Genomic DNA, 16,033 nt, shown 5'->3' on the forward strand with positions numbered 1-16,033 from the left:
CCATGACGATGAACAATGTTCCTTCCGTCTCAGTTTCCTACGCTCATAACGGCAACTCGACCAAGGCCAATGCGCTTGGCATGCGACCGATGCAGGAACGCGTCTATGAGCGGCGCGGCGAGCAGTATCTTCTCATTAAGTCACCGCCCGCCTCGGGCAAGAGCCGGGCCCTTATGTTCGTCGCGCTCGACAAACTACATAATCAAGAGGTCAAGCAGGCCATCATCGTCGTGCCGGAGAAATCCATCGGCGCGAGTTTCAACGACGAGCCGCTGACCAAGTATGGTTTCTGGGCTGACTGGACTGTCCAGCCGAGATGGAACCTCTGCAACGCGCCGGGGGAGGATGGTGGCAAGGTCAATTCCGTCGGCGCTTTCCTTGAAAGCAACGACAAGGTGCTGGTATGCACCCATGCGACTTTCCGTTTCGCCGTGGAGAGATTCGGCATGGAGAGGTTCGACAACCGGCTGATTGCCGTGGACGAATTCCACCACGTTTCGGCTGATCCCGACAGCAAGCTCGGTCAGCATCTCGGCCAGATCATTGCGCGCGAGAGCGCGCATATCGTCGCCATGACCGGCTCTTATTTTCGCGGTGATGCCATGCCAGTGCTAGCGCCGCAGGATGAGGCGAAGTTCGACACTGTCACCTACACCTATTATGAGCAGCTAAACGGCTATGAATATCTGAAGCAACTCGACATCGGATATTTCTTCTACTCCGGGCCGTATTCTGATGACATCCTGAAGGTGTTGGACCCTGCCGAAAAAACCATCGTCCATATCCCGAGCGTCAACTCGCGCGAAAGCACCAAGGACAAAGTCAGGGAAGTTGAGCACATCATCGAGGAATTGGGCGAGTGGCAGGGGATCGACCCTACTACGGGATTCCAATTGGTCAAAGTGCCGGACGGCCGCGTGATCAGGATTGCTGATCTGGTCGATGATGATGCGTCCAGGCGCGACCGCGTTTCGGCCGCGCTGAAAGACCCGGCGCAGAAGAACAACCGGGACCATGTGGACATCATCATTGCGCTGGGCATGGCGAAGGAAGGCTTTGATTGGATTTGGTGCGAACATGCGCTGACGGTCGGCTATCGGTCCAGCCTGACCGAGATCGTGCAAATCATCGGTCGCGCCACCCGCGACGCGCCGGGCAAGACACGCGCCCGCTTCACCAATCTGATCGCCGAGCCGGATGCTTCAGAAGAGTCTGTCACCGAAGCCGTGAACGACACGCTAAAAGCAATCGCTGCCAGCCTTCTCATGGAGCAGGTGCTAGCCCCCCGCTTTAACTTCACCCCGAAGAATCCGAACAGCGGACCGGTCGAAGGCTTCAACTATGGCGAGGGTGGTTACGACCCCAAAAGAACCAATGTCGGCTTCAATGAGGAAACGGGCCAGTTCCAGATCGAGATCAAAGGCCTTGCGGAACCCAGGAGCAAGGAAGCCGCGCGCATCTGCACCGAGGACCTGAACGAGGTGATCGCAGCCTTCGTTCAGGACAAGACGACAATCGAACGCGGCATCTTTGACGAGGAACTGATCCCCGAGGAACTGACCCAGGTCCGCCTCGGCAAGATCATCAAGGACAAGTATCCTGAACTCGACGAAGAAGATCAGGAGGCGGTACGCCAGCACGCCATTGCCGCCCTTACGCTGACGCAGCAGGCCAAGCAGATTTCGCTTGGCGGCGTCGGAGTTGGCGACGGCGAGCAGAGTGGAAACACGGCGTTGATCGACGGCGTGCGCAAATTCGCAATGGACGTGCGTGAACTCGACATCGACCTTATCGACCGGATAAACCCGTTCGGCGAAGCCTACGCCATCCTCGCCAAGACCATGAGCGAGGAGAGCCTGAAACAGGTGGCGGCGGCCATTGCCGCCAAACGTACGAACCTGACGCCGGAGGAAGCCAAGGACTTGGCCGTGCGGGCCGTCAGATTCAAGAAAGAGCGGGGACGGCTGCCGTCGATCAGTTCTACGGACCCCTGGGAGAAGCGGATGGCCGAAGGCGCAGCGGCCTTTGTCCGCTTCAAGGACGAGGGCCGCTATGAGTGACCTTGACCTCGACGAACTGCGTTCCGAACTCGACGACTTCGCGCAGCCGGAGAAGAAGGGCGGGCGCTCCGCGCGAGAGGAACGCATCCTCGCAGGATTCGACGAGATACAGCGGTTCGTAGAGCAACATGGCCACGCTCCGCAGCATGGGGAAGACCGCGACATTTTCGAGCGACTCTATGCCGTGCGCCTCGACCGGTTGCGCGCGCTTGAGGAAAGCCGCTCGCTGCTTGCGCCGCTCGACCGTCAGGGACTTCTGGCAGGAGCGGAGGTTGTCTCTGCCGCGCCTGTAGAGGCGATGGACGACGACGAGTTACTTGCAGAGTTGGAAGGCGCGGCAGGCGCGGCCGACATCACCGAGCTTCGGCATGTCCGCACCAGCGCCGACAAGCGCGCGGCCGAGGAAATCGCAAATCGCGAACCATGTCCGGATTTTCTTAAGTTCAAACCGTTGTTTGCCGACGTTCAGCGCGAACTTGACACGGGTGCCAGAACGACCCGTCCGTTCGTAAAAGATGCCGGCTTCCTAAAAGCGGACATCACGAAAGGACAGTTCTTCATAATCGGCGGGCAGATTGCCTATGTCGCCGAAGTCGGAGAACTCTTCAAAGCACCGAATGGGGAATACGACGCGCGCCTGCGCGTGGTCTATTCCAACGAAACACAGAGCAACTTGCTCCGTCGGTCACTGCAGCGGGCGCTTTACAAGGATGAAGCCGGTAGGCGCATCACCGACCCAGCGGCTGGTCCATTGTTCGCGGCAAAGGGCGAGGAAGGCGACCACGCCAGCGGCACAATTTACGTTTTGCGCAGCAAGTCGGAGAACCTAGTCGTGGAACAGCATCGCGACGTGCTGCATAAGATCGGCGTCACCGGCGGCGATGTGAAAACACGCATCGCAAACGCGAGACTCGACCCAACTTTTTTGTTGGCTGATGTAGAGATCGTCGCCACCTATAAGCTATCCAATATCAACCGTACGAAGCTGGAAAACGTTATTCACCGGATCTTCGAGCCGGCCCGCCTCGACATCGAAATCAAGGACCGCTTCGGCAACCCTGTCATCCCGCGTGAATGGTTCCTTGTGCCGCTGTTCGTGGTTGATGAGGCGGTCGAGAAGATCAGAGATGGCACCATCACCGAATATAGGTATGATCCTAAGGCGGCGGCATTGGTGCGTTTTGTTCGCCCGTGATCAAACAAAAAATGTCCCAAGTGTTTCTAAGGGTGCAGCTTTTGTTCTTGCAGAAGCTTTTCCAGACCGTCCAAGAGCGTGTCCTGAATTAGGTCACCCTTCACAGGCTGCCGCGCTAGCTTTCGAACTTTCGATACAAACGCTGACAGCTCGACAGCGAGGTCAAATGGCCGGCGAACTGCAGGTTCCTTGAGGTCCCAGTATGGTTTTGCAGCTCCGCCCTTTGGGTCTGGGGCGGAGTCCCGATTCTTCCTGAAGTTGCCACTGTGGCTGTCAATGACCATTCCGCCGTAGCGGAGAAACCACTTGCGGAGCGCGTCCTTGTCCTCCTCTTTCGTGACGTATTCGATCAAGAGGGTGGCATCGCGGCTATCGCCAACCTGTCTGAATCTATCCACGATCGCTAGTGCTACTTGATGTATCCGGATCCGTTCAGGCTCCTTGCGCGGCAACTTCTGTTTCTGTCCGTCATCCGCTGCACGTTGTGTTATCTTCCCTGGAGTGAGGTAACGTCTCCCCAGCGCAGCCGTAGCTATATCTTCAACGTGTTTGCCTTCGTTCTTTGCGTCCATCAATCGCAGGATCGGCCTGTTGTGATTTAATTTTCCCATGGTTGCCCCAAATCTAAAGTCATTTCAGGTACATTATCTTACGCTTCGATCCCTATACACCGCGTTACGGCATACCGCCGGCTACCCCGATGCGATGTACCGAGACCGCCCGTAGCAGCGCTGCTTGCGATACCCCGTGCCCCCCGCTGCTACCAGTACGCACATACCGCGCCTTTCAGCAGCGGCGCAGCTACGTGGGCGCGCGACCCTTTTCGCGCTTCCTCAAGTCAGTAAGTGTTAGCTAGCTCGCATCTCACGTGGCCCCTATATCTATGGACAAGTGCCGTCGGTCGCGCTAAATATGGGAAGCAATCGAAACCAAGCGTTGCACCGCGTGCAGTCAAGGCTGCTTCCAAACCGCGCGGTCCCTCCAGACGCAACAACCGATGCGCAAGCTGGCAAAGGCCATTCCGCTAGGTTGATAAGTTCTGTGTAGGGTGAGCAACTCTGCTTCGTGGCTGCCCTGACAAGCCACAGAAAGACCTCTCGGACCGTAAGGCTGGCGGTTGCATTTTCACCCCGAATTTCAACGGGGCGAGGATGCACTGCGCAACTTCATCCTATGCAGTTGGCTGTCGTCTCGCTCCATAGGAGACGAACATGCACGCTTTATTCAAGCTGCCTAGTCTGTATCACGCACCAAACACTCCCGCCGAAAGATTGCTCACCATGCACGAGGCCGCCGATGCTATCGGCGCTAAATACTGGCATCTCCAACGTGCCGTCAGGCGCGGCGACATCCCTAGCTACACCCCCTTCAATTCCCGACCCTTGGTCAAACTATCCGAGGTGGTGGCGTACATCGATACGTGCCGAAAGGGAGGCTCGCTGTGAAAGACAAGCGCCAACTGGAACTGAATTTCAACGACCCCGTCGAATACCTAGCTCGCCCGACTTACCTCGGCAATACAACGCGCCGCGCCAGCAATTGCGCGCCCGCAACTCTAATCGTCTATGTCAAAACGAACGTGACTGTTACTGCACCTCAAATCGGCGACGAGGAGGGGGCATGAGCAGCGTGACGCCAGACACCCCCTCGGCCATCACTTTTCTTAACCGGTTCACGCCCTCAGATCGGTGGGACTTGGCCGCGCTTCCGCCTGACGGCGGCAAGCCTGAATTCCGGACCTTTCTGCCTGGCCAACACGAGCAGGCCAGCAGTTGGATTGACGCGCGGCAAGGTACCAAAGGCCTCTATTACCACGTCAATAAACTGCGGGCGGACGCACGCAACATCAAAGCAAAGAAGCCAGACATCGTCGCGGTTCGTGCCCTGCACGTTGATGTTGACCTGAACGACGAGGCTGCGTTGTCAGCTTTGAGGAATTTTACGCCTACGCCAACCGTCATTGTTTTTTCCGGTGGCGGTTATCAGGCGCTTTGGCACTTGGCCGAGCCATCAACTGAGTTCGAGCGCGTTGAACAAATCAACATTTGGGTTGCTCAGCAGCTTGGCGGCGACAATTGCCACAACATCGACCGGCTGCTTCGCCTGCCGGGGACCGTCAATCTTCCGAACGCCAAAAAGCGCTCTGCTGGCCGTGTTCCAGTGTTGGCGAGGATCGTCGAATGAACTGGAACCTATCGTATTCACTTGACGACTTTCCAAAGAGCGACGCCCCGCTTTCGAAAGCGCAGCGGCATGCATTCACAGACCCTACTGAGCTGACACCCATCAGCCTGGACGGCCTTCCCAATGCAACGGCTCGGACAGCGATGTTGCGACAGTTGATCGAAACAGGCGACGATCCTGGGCGTCCGCGCTCGGGACCGAACCCTCGCCATCCGAACCGGAGCCATTCTGTATTTGCTGCTGCCCTTGGCTTAGCTCGCGCGGGATGCGATCCGACACAGATTGCTCGCATTCTTCTCAATCCTGCATACGGCATCTCGGCCTCTGTGTTGGATAAACGCAACGCACGAGCCTATGCGCTTCGGCAGGCGGCGAGGGCACTTGAGACACTTGAGACCGGCTGGGTCGACACCGAAAGATCAGGCAGACCTAAACCCACAATGCCCAATACCTTGCTGGCGCTTGGCCGGCTGGACCTGTCGTTTGCCTACGATCGATTCCGCTACAGGAAAATGGTCAACGGCGCGATCCTTCAAGAATTCCAGGGCGAGTTGAGCGACGACGCCGTCGCGATGATACGCGCTCAGATTCTTGACACTTTCAAGTTCGATCCCAGAGCGGAAAATGTCCGCGACGCCGTCAATCAGTTGTGTCTGGAAAACGCCTTCCACCCGGTGCGTGAGATGCTCGACGCTTTAGCGTGGGACGGACAGCCGCGATTGGATAAATGGCTCGCCACTTACCTCGGAGCAAATGACACAGCGTTAAACACTGCGATCGGCGCTATCGTCCTTATCGCTGCGGTGCGCCGCATTCGAAGGCCGGGCGTGAAGTTCGACCAAGTCCTTATCCTCGAAGGTCCGCAGGGATCGGGCAAGTCGAGCGCGCTAAGGATCATGGCAGGCGAAGGCCTTCATTCCGATCAAGAAATCCTGACCCAGGAAGCGCGCGCCCAGATGGAGCTTATGGAGGGCGTATGGCTTTACGAACTGGGCGAAGTCGAGGGTTTTAGCCGTGCCGAAGTTAATAAGATCAAGGCTTTCGCCTCTCGCCAGGAAGATCGCTCACGAATGGCTTATGGCCGGTTCGTCGAATCCCGGCCACGCCAGGGAATCTTCATCGGAACGACCAACGAGACAACTTACCTACGAGACCAGACAGGCAATCGCCGCTTCTGGCCGGTGCAGACAGGAAAAATTGACCTCGAAGCACTCACGCGTGACCGTGACCAGATTCTCGGAGAAGCGGCTGTCCGGGAGGCCCGAGGCGAGTCCATTGGGCTGCCAGAACAGCTATGGGCGGCGGCAGCGGCTGAACAGGCAGAACGGCTAGAGGAGGACCCTTGGCTAGAGATTCTAGCCAAGGTGAAAGGCAAATCGACAGGCGAGGTCGTTCGGGTGGAAACCAGCCACCTCCTTAGGGTCGTGCTTGGCATGGACACGGAACGGTTAAACCCGTTTCATTCGAAACGGATAGCAATCCTCATGCGTCGACTTGGCTGGATCCAGACAAAGTTCCGAGCAGGCAACGCCACCGTTCGCGGCTACGAGCGACCCAAAACTGAGGGTCACGTGGACGACGACAGCCTATCCTCGGATTACGATAAACCCAGGTTCTAGCTGTGGCATGGTGGCATGTGTGGCATGTCCTGGGGAAGGGGACGGCGGTTTATAGAACAGCGGTGCGTGTGCACAGCACCGTAGTGCGGGCGGCCGTGGCGTGCCACGCATGCCACACGTGGCCCGGCTAATCTCAGTGACGGGGTTGCGCCTTATTTACTGCACCGCCCCCTCAGCGAGCCACAGCGGTTGTTCCCGCTGCGATTTCAACCTCGGTGGCCGAGGAATCCGAGATATCCGGAGTCGCGTCGCCTCGCGGCCTCGACCTGTCCCGACATGCCGAGGTTACGCGACCGGTTACAGTTTGGGCCGTTTCACGGGTTCGCGCGCCGCTCCGGCGATCTTGCGTGTGTTGTTTCCGCATGTTTTCGTTCCCGTTTTTTTCCTTTCCGGCGAGCATCATCATGAACGATTTCAACGTATCCATCACTACCGCAACCCGTCGCCGCAAGCTGCGCGACGGTACGGCTGCGCTCTATCCGCAGTATTACTGCGAGTACCGCGAGCCACTGACCCGTAAACGCCGCCGCCGGGCGTTCAACCGCAAGAAGGACGCCGAGGCGTTCCGCAATACGCTGCTGCTCAAAGTCGCCGAGGGCAACTATCTGGACGAACGTAATTCTCCGACCGTAGCGCAAGCAATCGAGCATTGGCTGCTGACTAAGGATGGCAACGTCAAGCCGTCGACGCTGATGGGCTATAAGGTAGTGGTATTCGGCGCTATCCGAGGGCCATTGCTGGTGGGAAGCCGTCAGGAACGTGCCGACTATACCGAGACTGGTTCAACGCCCAAGAATGCCCGCTTCATCAAACTGCTCGGACATATCAAGCTGTCGGACCTAACAACAGCCATGATCCGGGTCTGGCACCGGACGGTCACCGAGCAATGTGGCAGCTATACGGCCAACCGGGCCAAGTCGCACCTCAAGTCGATCCTGGCCTTGGCTGAGGAAGACTTCTCCATCCGCGTGCCCTCTATGCCGACCGGGCTGGCGCGGATGAGGCACAAGGTCAAAAAGGCAATCCTAACCACCGAGCATATCGGCAAGCTGATCGCGGCGGCCAAGAACGATCCGGAGCAGGGTATCTACTACGCCTTCGCTTTCCTCGCCGGTACTCGGCCCTCCGAACAGTTGGGCCTGCTCTGGTCTGAAGTTGACTTCGAGCGCAACGTAATCCGTATCCGCCGAATCCAGGAACGCGACGGCTCGCTCGCGGAGATGACCAAGACAGAGGCAGGCACGCGCGCAATCCCTATGAGCGCCGTGCTTCGCGAGATGCTGCTGGCGTGGCGAGTTCGCTGCCCTAGGTTGGGGAAGGAGCTGCATCGCGTCTTTCCCGGCCCTGGCCGGCTACAGGAATGGCCGAAACCCCGGCTCGGTGGCGGCGGTGCATTGCTCTACCAGAATTTCCGCAAGCGCTACTGGACACCGGTCTTCAAGACGCTCGGCCTGCCATATGTGACGCCACACTCGGCCCGCCATTCGTTCATCTCGACGTTGCAGGCGCAAGGCATCGAGATCGGCCTTGTGGCGCAGATCGCAGGTCATGCAAACCCGACAGTCACGCTTGGCCACTACACCCAGGCCGTTCGTGACGGCAGTGCAGCGATCGCCGCGCTGGACCGCGCCTACAGCGGCTAGTGCGCCAGCAGCGCCCGCGCCGCGCCACGGGGACCGTACGCACGGCCCTGTGGGTACGGCAGCAGGCCCGCAGGCCCGCACCGCAGGTGGCGGCATGGCTGTGGTCAGGCCTGCACCCCAGCGGCAGCCTTTAACATATTGATAGTAATCAGATAATTGCGCCTTAGCTCCCGCTGTATTTTACTGTGCTGTTGAACAGTAGGAGAGATCAATGCACATCCTGATCAGGGACAAGCAAACTGGGAGCGAGGAGTGGATCCCACTTGAATCCGCTGCGCTGATCATGGGGCTTGATGCTGCCGAGATAGAATGGGCGCTTGAGGAGTTTGGCGAGTGCGAGTCAGTAGACCACATCGCCATCGAGCCGGAATAGCCCCCACCACCCGCGCCCACCCCACGTGGAGGCTACACTCCAGTCGACGCATTTTGTATTTGCGCCGTCCCCGCGCGCAAGCCTCGACACTCCCCCTTCAACTAAAGCTGAGAGCAAGCCGACGGGACCCGTTTGGGTCTGGAAACTAACGGAAAGGCGTACCCGAAACTTAATACGATCAATCGATCCGGTAATTGACGCCGGTTGGCGAGACGCTGAGTACTTTCAGCGATCTGCCTTCGATCTTGAAGCTTTGGCCCTTACCTAAAGCGATCTGGATCGGTTGCGTCGCTGTTGCGTATTGCGAAGAGCCGCGCGGCGGAATGTATTTGTAAGAAGTCGAACTCGCGGTTCCCGAAACGGGCATGCCTCCAACCGTGCCGCTGATGTTGGTGTTGGTGGTGCTCGGCAGAATGAGGGGCGTCTCGCTCATCGTTGTCGCATCGCTCTCGACTGTTACGTCGGAGCGCTCGAAAATTGCCTGCCCACCACGTGTGCCAAGATAGCGGACGGTCGTTTGTCCGGCATTGGTGGTGCGGCCGAACAGATCGGCTTTACCGAATGCGTTGGGCAAGGCACGCCGGGACTGGAATTTCATCACCGTGTCCCCAGGACCGGCCGACCGGACGTTACCGGTGGCGGGAGTAAGCAGAGAGGTCTTTGTATCGACCGGTGAACAGGCCGCTTGAGCCAGCGCAGCCAGTAACAATGCAGAGCAAGTGAATGGTTTCATTATCGGCATGCCGGGCAACCTATTGATAAGAAATCGTTATTCGAAAAATCACGCGCGAATTTTGCTGTCAATTATTGGTACGGCAATACGAGACTGGCCGACATATCGACCTGTAATGAAGTCCTCGTCCAGCGTCGGCAGGCCTCTGTCGCGGCGACTGCCAATCGAGCCGGCCCCTCCGGATGAATAACAAGCAAGAAGACCACGTGAGCGGTGGTGAACGTCCAGAGCAGCGCATCAGGTGCGACGCTTCGCAGACGCTCGATACAGGAAGCCAGGAAGGCGCGACGCTCCACCCTTGGAAAGTGTTGGTAAATCAGCAGAGATTTCCCCGACGCATAGAACCGGGCTACCTCATCCAGATAGAGGAATTTGGAAGAGTTCTTGCGGCCCTTCCGCAGCGATATTTCCAGGCCGTTATCCGGATCAAAGAAGACAAGATCGGCGCTCTGAAACGCGCCCCGGTACTGTTCCATAAACGCAGCTCGGCCCGAAAGCTCATCCGGCAACAGTTCGTTGAAGTAGGACGCACCTGAAATGGCGCCGCTGTCCTCAATGGTTTGAAGTCGCCGGCGATCGGCCTCGTCTGCCGCCTGCGCCAAGATGTCGAACAATTCCGGGTCGAAGTGCCGAAACCGCTCCGGCTGTTGAAGATAGGCCAGTTTACCGCCGTCAGAGCTCCCGTCAGAGGGCGTCAGCATCCAGCATACGCCGATGCGGTTTGCGCCGCCCCACGACAGCGCCCGCAGCAAGGCATATTTCCGATAGTCGCTGATGTCCCCGACGTACTGATGCTTCACGGTTCCCGCCTTCACTGCTGCGAGGACGGAGAACTGAATTTGCATCGGTTGTGCCTACAGAATGTGGCGCAGCTTCAGGACTCGTAATTGTGGGGCGTCTCTCACATAAGTCGCAACCATATTGCGAAATTGCTGAAAGTCGCAACCCGATTTCCTTCGCGCGAAAGCGGTGTCCATCGAGTCTCGTACTCGGAGGTGCCGTGTGTCACTCGCAACAATCTTCGGCTCGAATTTGCGCCACTACCGAAAGGCTAAGAAACTCACTCAGGACCAGCTGGCTGAGATAGTCGAGCTGTCTTCGGAAATGATCAGCAAGGTTGAACGCGGCATTGCCGCGCCGTCCTTTGCTACGGTCGAGAAGTTATCGGAAGTGCTCGAAGTGCCCGAAGTTGCTTTTTTTGGTGTTGGCTTGGTGGTAGCGAGCGACAACGCGCGGATGCGGCAGCTATCAAAGATTCAAACCCAGTTGTCCCGGATGAACGAGGACCAGTTGGCTCGTGCCAGCAAGTTGTTAAGCGCCTTGATCGATTGATTTTGTTACTAAAGGTTCAGTTCTGGTTCGCGGCTTCCACTGCCGGCGACTCCGGTGTAACAAGATTCTCAGCGAACGGGGGGAATCGGATGGCCAAACGGTGGCTGGGGTTAATTACGTCCAAAGATTTGGTAACCGTAGTCGATGCAGAGGTGCCGGACGGTGACAACCCAATTGTGGTCATCTCGGACGATACTTGGCGCATACAGAAGGGTGACCGAGCGGCGGCTTACAGCGTGCTGCACCAACAGTGTACTGACTATGTCACTGAGAATGGCATCGAGGCGGTGGTCGTGAAGGCGAGCGCCGTTACAGGCCAGGGCTCAGCCAAGTTAGGGCTCCTTATCAGCGCCGAGGTTCGTGGGATCGTCATGGCAGCAGCAGGTGCTCTTTGCCCGGTAAAAGCTCTCTCAAAAGCTGTGATCAGCAAGACCTACGGTGATCGCAAGGTCGATGAATACGTTGCCGATGATGCGTTTTGGGTGGCCCATACGACTGGCGGCAGTCTGCGAAAGCTCAGTCGTGAGGCCGCGATGCTTCTAATCGCGGCGAGAAATGTCTGATGAGTGATTACGTCTCTGGGCTCAAAGTTGGGGCCAAGCTTGGCAATGGCCACTTCGGCGAGGTCTTTATGGGAGAGGACCCTGCACACGGCCAAGTGGCGGTAAAAATTCTCCGACGAGAGAAGTTCCATGATGATACGACCTGGCCGACCTATAAGGAGAGCTATTTGGCAGAGGCGCAGAACCTCTCGAAGGCCAGCCATCGCAATGTGGTCAAAGTTCATCATGTCGTTGAGGCCTCTGACGGCGAAAGCGTTCTGATCTGTATGGCCTTCTGCTCCGGCGGTTCTCTTCAGAAGTCATTTGAGAACGGACCGATGACCCTGTCCGCCGTCAGAAAGATCGGGACCGAGGTTCTGATGGGCTTGGGCGCAATGCACGCTCGTGGGATGATCCACCGTGATATCAAGCCCGCCAACCTCCTGCTAAACGGTCGGTCTGAGGCGCAGCTTAGCGACTTCGGACTGGTGACCGATGACCTTGTCCTCGGCTACGCCTCGCAGGCCGGCTATAGCGACCATATCGCTTACGAGGTTTGGAATGGCAAAGGGACAAGCGTTAGGTCAGACATTTGGGCGCTTGGCATGACGCTCTTTCGGTTACTGCATGGGAAAATCTGGTATGAGGCCGCGCCAAGCCCTCAGCACGTGGTAGAACATGGCGGTTTCGCGAACACGCTTAAGTGGTTACCGCATATACCAAAGCCGTGGCGCCGAGCTATCCGCAAGATGCTGAATGACGACGACAGCGCCCGATACCAGAACGCGGCGCAAGCGCTGGCAGGTCTGTCCAATCTCCCTGTCACACCTGTTTGGGAGACCGCCGTTGCACTCGACTCTGTGCGGTGGCAGCAGCTTAGGGGCGACCGCCGTATTTTCGTCGAATGGCAACGCCACTCGCCGCGCAAACACGAATGGAAGGCCTGGAGCGAGCCAGTTGGTTCGGGCCGCATCCGACAGCTCGGTGCCTCCTCTGGTGCTGTAGGGGCGCGCCAAGCGGTCTCCAAGCTTGAGGCATTCTTCGCGGCTTAGCTCGGCCTTAATCGGCGGGGAAGAAGATACCGCCCGGTCAAATCATTGCCAGTTATCCGCTTAAGGCCCAACCTAGCCGTAGCGATAGCTTGCCGCTCTTTTCGACATTTCCCGCAGTATGCCGCATCAGCAACGATGCCCTGCGGCGGGCGCCAATGGCGGGCGCAGTTCCTGCACTGGGGCAGACTCAGACCCAAATTTGGCGGCTTGCTGCTCATCGGCTCCTCGCCACCCTTATCTAACGAAGTCGCGAACAAAACGTGAATCACCTATTAGCAATTGTCAAGAGTCTCGGCTGATTGATCGGATAAACTGGTTCGACGATCATATGGGGTCGGATTGTGAAACTGCAGGACGCTAGACAACGGCATTCCGTGCTGGGTCGAAATCCTTGAACACGAATGTGGTAACCACACAGTAACCCTGACCTTTGCACCGTCTTTGCCGATTGCCGTTTTCCCAGGCCCCGAAACGCGAAAAAGCCGCGGCGAACCGCGGCTTTTCAATGCTTGATCCCCCGAAGGAAACTGGAGCGGGTGAAGCGATTCGAACGCTCGACCCCAACCTTGGCAAGGTTGTGCTCTACCCCTGAGCTACACCCGCTCACACGGCATCTTGGCCGCAAGCCGGGCCTATATGGCTTAAGAGCGCGGCGATTGCAACAGGGAATCGCAGGCGTTTTTCAACGCCGGGGCGGATGCCGGCAAAGCGCCGCCCCTCCGGTTTTTGCCGTGCGCCGGCGCGCCGGTCTTGTGTCCGCCGCATCATTGGCCGTAAACGGCATGGCGCATAATGGACCGGGAAGAACACCGATGCCGAAGACCGAAGCTGACCTTTTTGCCTTCCTTGCCGAACTCGGCATCCCGGTTTCCACGAAACGGCATCCGCCGCTCTATACAGTGGCCGATTCGCAGGCGCTGCGCGGCGAGATCGCCGGCGGGCATACGAAGAACCTGTTCCTGAAGGACAAGAAGGACAATTTCTTCCTGGTCACGGTCGGCGAGGACGCGGTCGTCGACCTCAAGCAGATCCATCAGCTGATCGGCGCCGCCAGCCGCGTCTCGTTCGGCAAGCCGGAGATGCTGATGGAACTGCTCGGCGTCGTGCCGGGGGCGGTGACGGTTTTCGGCGTTATCAACGACGTCGCGGGGCGGGTCAAAGTGATTCTCGATGCAGCGTTGATGGAACATGCGGTGATCAACGCGCATCCGCTGACCAATGAGGCGACGACGTCGATCGCGGCGGCGGACCTGATCAAATTCGTCGAGGCAACCGGGCACGATGCTGCTATCTTGAAAGTCTCGGCGTGATCGCCACATGCATGCTTGAAAATCGGGCCTGAAAACGATCGGGCCCGAAGCCGATTGCTGGAAAGGCGGCGGCCGCCCACAGGCGGCGCCATGGAAGGGTAGAGACATGAGCGACAAGAATCCGTTTGGCGGCGCCTATGGCGGCAATGGCGGCCAATATGCCACCACCGTGCAATATGGCGGGGCTGCACCGGCGCGCGCCAACCCGGCCATGGGCCAGGCGACCGCGGGTCCGGCCCCTGCCGGCGATGTCATCAAGGACACCACGACCGCCACCTTCGCGGCCGACGTCATCCAGGAGTCGCGCCGCCAGCCGGTGCTGGTCGATTTCTGGGCGCCCTGGTGCGGGCCGTGCAAGCAACTCACACCGCAGCTGGAGAAGGCGGTCAAGGCTGCCGGAGGCAGGGTCAAGCTGGTCAAGATGAACATCGACGACCATCCTTCGATCGCCGGTCAGCTCGGCATCCAGTCGATCCCCGCGGTCATCGCCTTCAAGGACGGCCAGCCGGTCGACGGCTTCATGGGAGCCGTTCCCGAGAGCCAGATCAACGACTTCATCACCAAGGTCGGCGGCAAGGGCAATGGCGCGCCGCCGGTCGCCGAGGCGCTGGCAGCCGCGGCCGAGGCGCGCGACGCCGGCGACATGCAGACGGCGGCTGATATCTACGATGCGATCCTGGCGCAGGCACCGGAAACGATCGAAGCGATCGCCGGGCTGGGCGACCTCTTGTTCGAGGCCGGCGATGTCGAGGGCGCCGAGGCCCTGCTGGCGACCGCGCCGGAAGCCAAGAAGGATGCGCCGGCCCTCGCTGCGCTCCGTGCCAAGATGGCGGTGGCGGCGCAGGCTGCCGCGCTCGGCAATCCGGCGGAGCTGGAGCGGCGGCTGGCGGACAATCCCGGCGACCATCAGGCCCGCTTCGACCTGGCCATGATCCAGAATGCCAAGGGGGACCGCACCGCGGCCGCCGACAATCTGCTGGCTATCATCAAGGCCGACAGGACGTGGAACGACGACGGCGCCAGGTCGCAGTTGCTGCAATTGTTCGAGGCGTGGGGCATGACCGACCCGGCGACATTGGCGGCGCGGCGCAAATTGTCGTCGCTGCTGTTTTCCTGACCGGTTGTTTTGCCGCAGCGGCTTGCTGCCGGCCACCGCCGCGCCAGATAGTGCATGCCGCCTGAATGTGACCCAGTCTGGAAAACGCGGCATGCATGAACGGCAAAGAACCGGAGCGGCCGCATGGGTCGCTCTGAACACGACGGCGTCCCGGCGGACGGCAGCACCGAGGCGGGTCACGGAAATGACTGGAGGAATGTGTGCAAGCGGGAAACGCGCATTATCGGCTAGGCAAGGACTTGCCGTCGACGATCCCGATCTTTCCGCTCGAGGGAGCGCTTCTGCTGCCCGGCGGGCGCATGCCTCTTAACATTTTCGAGCCGCGCTATGTGCAGATGGTGGACGAAGCGGTTTCAGGCTCGCGGCTGATCGGCATGATCCAGCCCAGCCTCGACGGCGCGCTGCGCCCCGATGGCGAGCCCGAGCTCTGCAAGGTCGGCTGCGCCGGCCGCATCATCGCCTTTTCGGAAACCGGCGACGGCCGCTATCTGATCTCGCTGCAGGGCGTGTGCAGGTTCCGCATCGCCAGCGAATTGCCGGTCAAGACGCCGTTTCGCCAGGGCAAGCTGGCGCCTTTCCTCGCCGACCTCAATGAGGACCAGGCGGCAAGCGAGATCGACCGGCCGGCGCTGCTCAAGGCCTTTCGCGCCTATCTGCAGGTCAATGATCTGGAAGCCGATTGGGAGAGCGTCAGCCGGGCCGAGAATGCCATGCTGGTCAACGCGCTGTCGATGATGGCGCCTTACGGGCCGGCCGAAAAGCAGGCGCTGCTGGAGGCGCCGGATTTGAAGACGCGGGCCGAGACGCTGATCGCCATCACCGAGATGGCGCTGGCGCGCGAGAATGAGGATTTTGGCTCAAGCTTGCAGTAGG

The 16,033-nt window shown here is 59.0% G+C and carries 16 protein-coding genes and 1 tRNA gene; 13 read left to right on the plus strand and 4 right to left on the minus strand.

The features are described from left to right. Positions 1-2 precede the first annotated feature (2 nt). Both LB513_RS05790 and LB513_RS05795 read left to right on the plus strand, forming a co-directional pair. Positions 3-2,060, plus strand: a complete 2,058-nt coding sequence (locus LB513_RS05790) for a DEAD/DEAH box helicase (protein WP_224662884.1) — start codon at positions 3-5, stop codon at positions 2,058-2,060. Continuing rightward, positions 2,053-3,255: a GIY-YIG nuclease family protein gene (locus LB513_RS05795; protein ID WP_224662515.1), complete on the plus strand. Its 1,203-nt coding sequence runs from the start codon at positions 2,053-2,055 to the stop codon at positions 3,253-3,255. Before LB513_RS05790 ends, LB513_RS05795 begins: the two co-directional genes overlap by 8 nt. Positions 3,256-3,281: 26 nt before the next feature. Here LB513_RS05795 and LB513_RS05800 read toward each other — a convergent pair whose 3' ends face one another. Further along, the gene (locus tag LB513_RS05800; protein ID WP_224662516.1) at positions 3,282-3,866 is read right to left on the minus strand and encodes a hypothetical protein; all 585 of its coding nucleotides are present in this window, start codon (positions 3,864-3,866) and stop codon (positions 3,282-3,284) included. Between the two features lie 830 nt (positions 3,867-4,696). Between LB513_RS05800 and LB513_RS05805 the strand changes: the two genes are divergently transcribed. From LB513_RS05805 to LB513_RS05825, 5 genes are all read left to right on the plus strand, one after another. Next, the gene (locus LB513_RS05805) at positions 4,697-4,879 is read left to right on the plus strand and encodes a hypothetical protein (protein ID WP_224662517.1); all 183 of its coding nucleotides are present in this window, start codon (positions 4,697-4,699) and stop codon (positions 4,877-4,879) included. Continuing rightward, a complete protein-coding gene (locus LB513_RS05810) occupies positions 4,876-5,439 on the plus strand; it encodes a DNA-primase RepB domain-containing protein (RefSeq protein ID WP_224662518.1) in 564 nt (187 codons plus the stop codon). Before LB513_RS05805 ends, LB513_RS05810 begins: the two co-directional genes overlap by 4 nt. After that, positions 5,436-7,058, plus strand: a complete 1,623-nt coding sequence (locus LB513_RS05815) for a virulence-associated E family protein (RefSeq protein ID WP_224662519.1) — start codon at positions 5,436-5,438, stop codon at positions 7,056-7,058. Before LB513_RS05810 ends, LB513_RS05815 begins: the two co-directional genes overlap by 4 nt. 404 nt (positions 7,059-7,462) lie before the next feature. Then, positions 7,463-8,701 carry a tyrosine-type recombinase/integrase gene (locus LB513_RS05820; RefSeq protein WP_224662520.1) on the plus strand — a complete coding sequence of 413 codons (1,239 nt, stop codon included), beginning with the start codon at positions 7,463-7,465 and terminating at the stop codon, positions 8,699-8,701. A 211-nt stretch (positions 8,702-8,912) separates the two neighbouring features. Further along, positions 8,913-9,074 (plus strand): hypothetical protein, encoded by a 162-nt coding sequence (locus LB513_RS05825; protein WP_224662521.1) that lies wholly within the window; start codon positions 8,913-8,915, stop codon positions 9,072-9,074. A gap of 178 nt (positions 9,075-9,252) precedes the next feature. Here LB513_RS05825 and LB513_RS05830 read toward each other — a convergent pair whose 3' ends face one another. Continuing rightward, positions 9,253-9,816, minus strand: coding sequence for a hypothetical protein (locus LB513_RS05830; protein WP_224662522.1), 564 nt, complete (start codon positions 9,814-9,816; stop codon positions 9,253-9,255). Positions 9,817-9,878: 62 nt separating this feature from the next. Beyond that, entirely contained in the window at positions 9,879-10,652 is a 774-nt protein-coding gene (locus tag LB513_RS05835; protein WP_224662523.1) for a hypothetical protein, read from the minus strand. 157 nt (positions 10,653-10,809) lie between these two features. Here LB513_RS05835 and LB513_RS05840 point away from each other — a divergent pair, with 157 nt between their 5' ends. The 3 genes from LB513_RS05840 to LB513_RS05850 all read left to right on the plus strand — a co-directional run bounded on the left by LB513_RS05840 (position 10,810) and on the right by LB513_RS05850 (position 12,733). Beyond that, on the plus strand, positions 10,810-11,139 hold the full coding sequence (locus tag LB513_RS05840; protein ID WP_224662524.1) for a helix-turn-helix domain-containing protein: 330 nt from the start codon (positions 10,810-10,812) through the stop codon (positions 11,137-11,139). An 89-nt stretch (positions 11,140-11,228) separates the two neighbouring features. Further along, positions 11,229-11,702: a hypothetical protein gene (locus LB513_RS05845; RefSeq protein WP_224662525.1), complete on the plus strand. Its 474-nt coding sequence runs from the start codon at positions 11,229-11,231 to the stop codon at positions 11,700-11,702. Further along, the gene (locus tag LB513_RS05850; protein WP_224662526.1) at positions 11,702-12,733 is read left to right on the plus strand and encodes a serine/threonine-protein kinase; all 1,032 of its coding nucleotides are present in this window, start codon (positions 11,702-11,704) and stop codon (positions 12,731-12,733) included. Before LB513_RS05845 ends, LB513_RS05850 begins: the two co-directional genes overlap by 1 nt. Before the next feature lie 528 nt (positions 12,734-13,261). Here the strand turns inward: LB513_RS05850 and LB513_RS05855 are convergent. After that, positions 13,262-13,336, minus strand: a tRNA-Gly gene (locus LB513_RS05855). Between the two features lie 209 nt (positions 13,337-13,545). Here LB513_RS05855 and LB513_RS05860 point away from each other — a divergent pair. The 3 genes from LB513_RS05860 (at position 13,546) to LB513_RS05870 (ending at position 16,032) form a co-directional block, all read left to right on the plus strand. Beyond that, positions 13,546-14,043, plus strand: a complete 498-nt coding sequence (locus tag LB513_RS05860) for a prolyl-tRNA synthetase associated domain-containing protein (RefSeq protein WP_224662527.1) — start codon at positions 13,546-13,548, stop codon at positions 14,041-14,043. 106 nt (positions 14,044-14,149) lie between these two features. Continuing rightward, a complete protein-coding gene (gene trxA / locus LB513_RS05865) occupies positions 14,150-15,160 on the plus strand; it encodes a thioredoxin (protein ID WP_224662528.1) in 1,011 nt (336 codons plus the stop codon). Positions 15,161-15,360: 200 nt separating this feature from the next. Then, on the plus strand, positions 15,361-16,032 hold the full coding sequence (locus LB513_RS05870) for an LON peptidase substrate-binding domain-containing protein (RefSeq protein WP_224662529.1): 672 nt from the start codon (positions 15,361-15,363) through the stop codon (positions 16,030-16,032). Position 16,033 lies beyond the last annotated feature (1 nt).

This window comes from Mesorhizobium sp. ES1-1, from assembly GCF_020164785.1.
GTDB lineage: Bacteria > Pseudomonadota > Alphaproteobacteria > Rhizobiales > Rhizobiaceae > Mesorhizobium.

Coding starts and splice junctions, on each gene's coding strand:
- LB513_RS05795 (WP_224662515.1), top strand. CDS start 2,053: ATGAGTGACCTTGACCTCGACGAACTGCGTTCCGAACTCGACGACTTC.
- LB513_RS05810 (WP_224662518.1), top strand. CDS start 4,876: ATGAGCAGCGTGACGCCAGACACCCCCTCGGCCATCACTTTTCTTAAC.
- LB513_RS05790 (WP_224662884.1), top strand. CDS start 3: ATGACGATGAACAATGTTCCTTCCGTCTCAGTTTCCTACGCTCATAAC.
- LB513_RS05835 (WP_224662523.1), bottom strand. CDS start 10,652: ATGCAAATTCAGTTCTCCGTCCTCGCAGCAGTGAAGGCGGGAACCGTG.
- LB513_RS05830 (WP_224662522.1), bottom strand. CDS start 9,816: ATGCCGATAATGAAACCATTCACTTGCTCTGCATTGTTACTGGCTGCG.
- LB513_RS05850 (WP_224662526.1), top strand. CDS start 11,702: ATGAGTGATTACGTCTCTGGGCTCAAAGTTGGGGCCAAGCTTGGCAAT.
- LB513_RS05860 (WP_224662527.1), top strand. CDS start 13,546: ATGCCGAAGACCGAAGCTGACCTTTTTGCCTTCCTTGCCGAACTCGGC.
- LB513_RS05820 (WP_224662520.1), top strand. CDS start 7,463: ATGAACGATTTCAACGTATCCATCACTACCGCAACCCGTCGCCGCAAG.
- LB513_RS05845 (WP_224662525.1), top strand. CDS start 11,229: ATGGCCAAACGGTGGCTGGGGTTAATTACGTCCAAAGATTTGGTAACC.
- LB513_RS05825 (WP_224662521.1), top strand. CDS start 8,913: ATGCACATCCTGATCAGGGACAAGCAAACTGGGAGCGAGGAGTGGATC.
- trxA (WP_224662528.1), top strand. CDS start 14,150: ATGAGCGACAAGAATCCGTTTGGCGGCGCCTATGGCGGCAATGGCGGC.
- LB513_RS05815 (WP_224662519.1), top strand. CDS start 5,436: ATGAACTGGAACCTATCGTATTCACTTGACGACTTTCCAAAGAGCGAC.
- LB513_RS05800 (WP_224662516.1), bottom strand. CDS start 3,866: ATGGGAAAATTAAATCACAACAGGCCGATCCTGCGATTGATGGACGCA.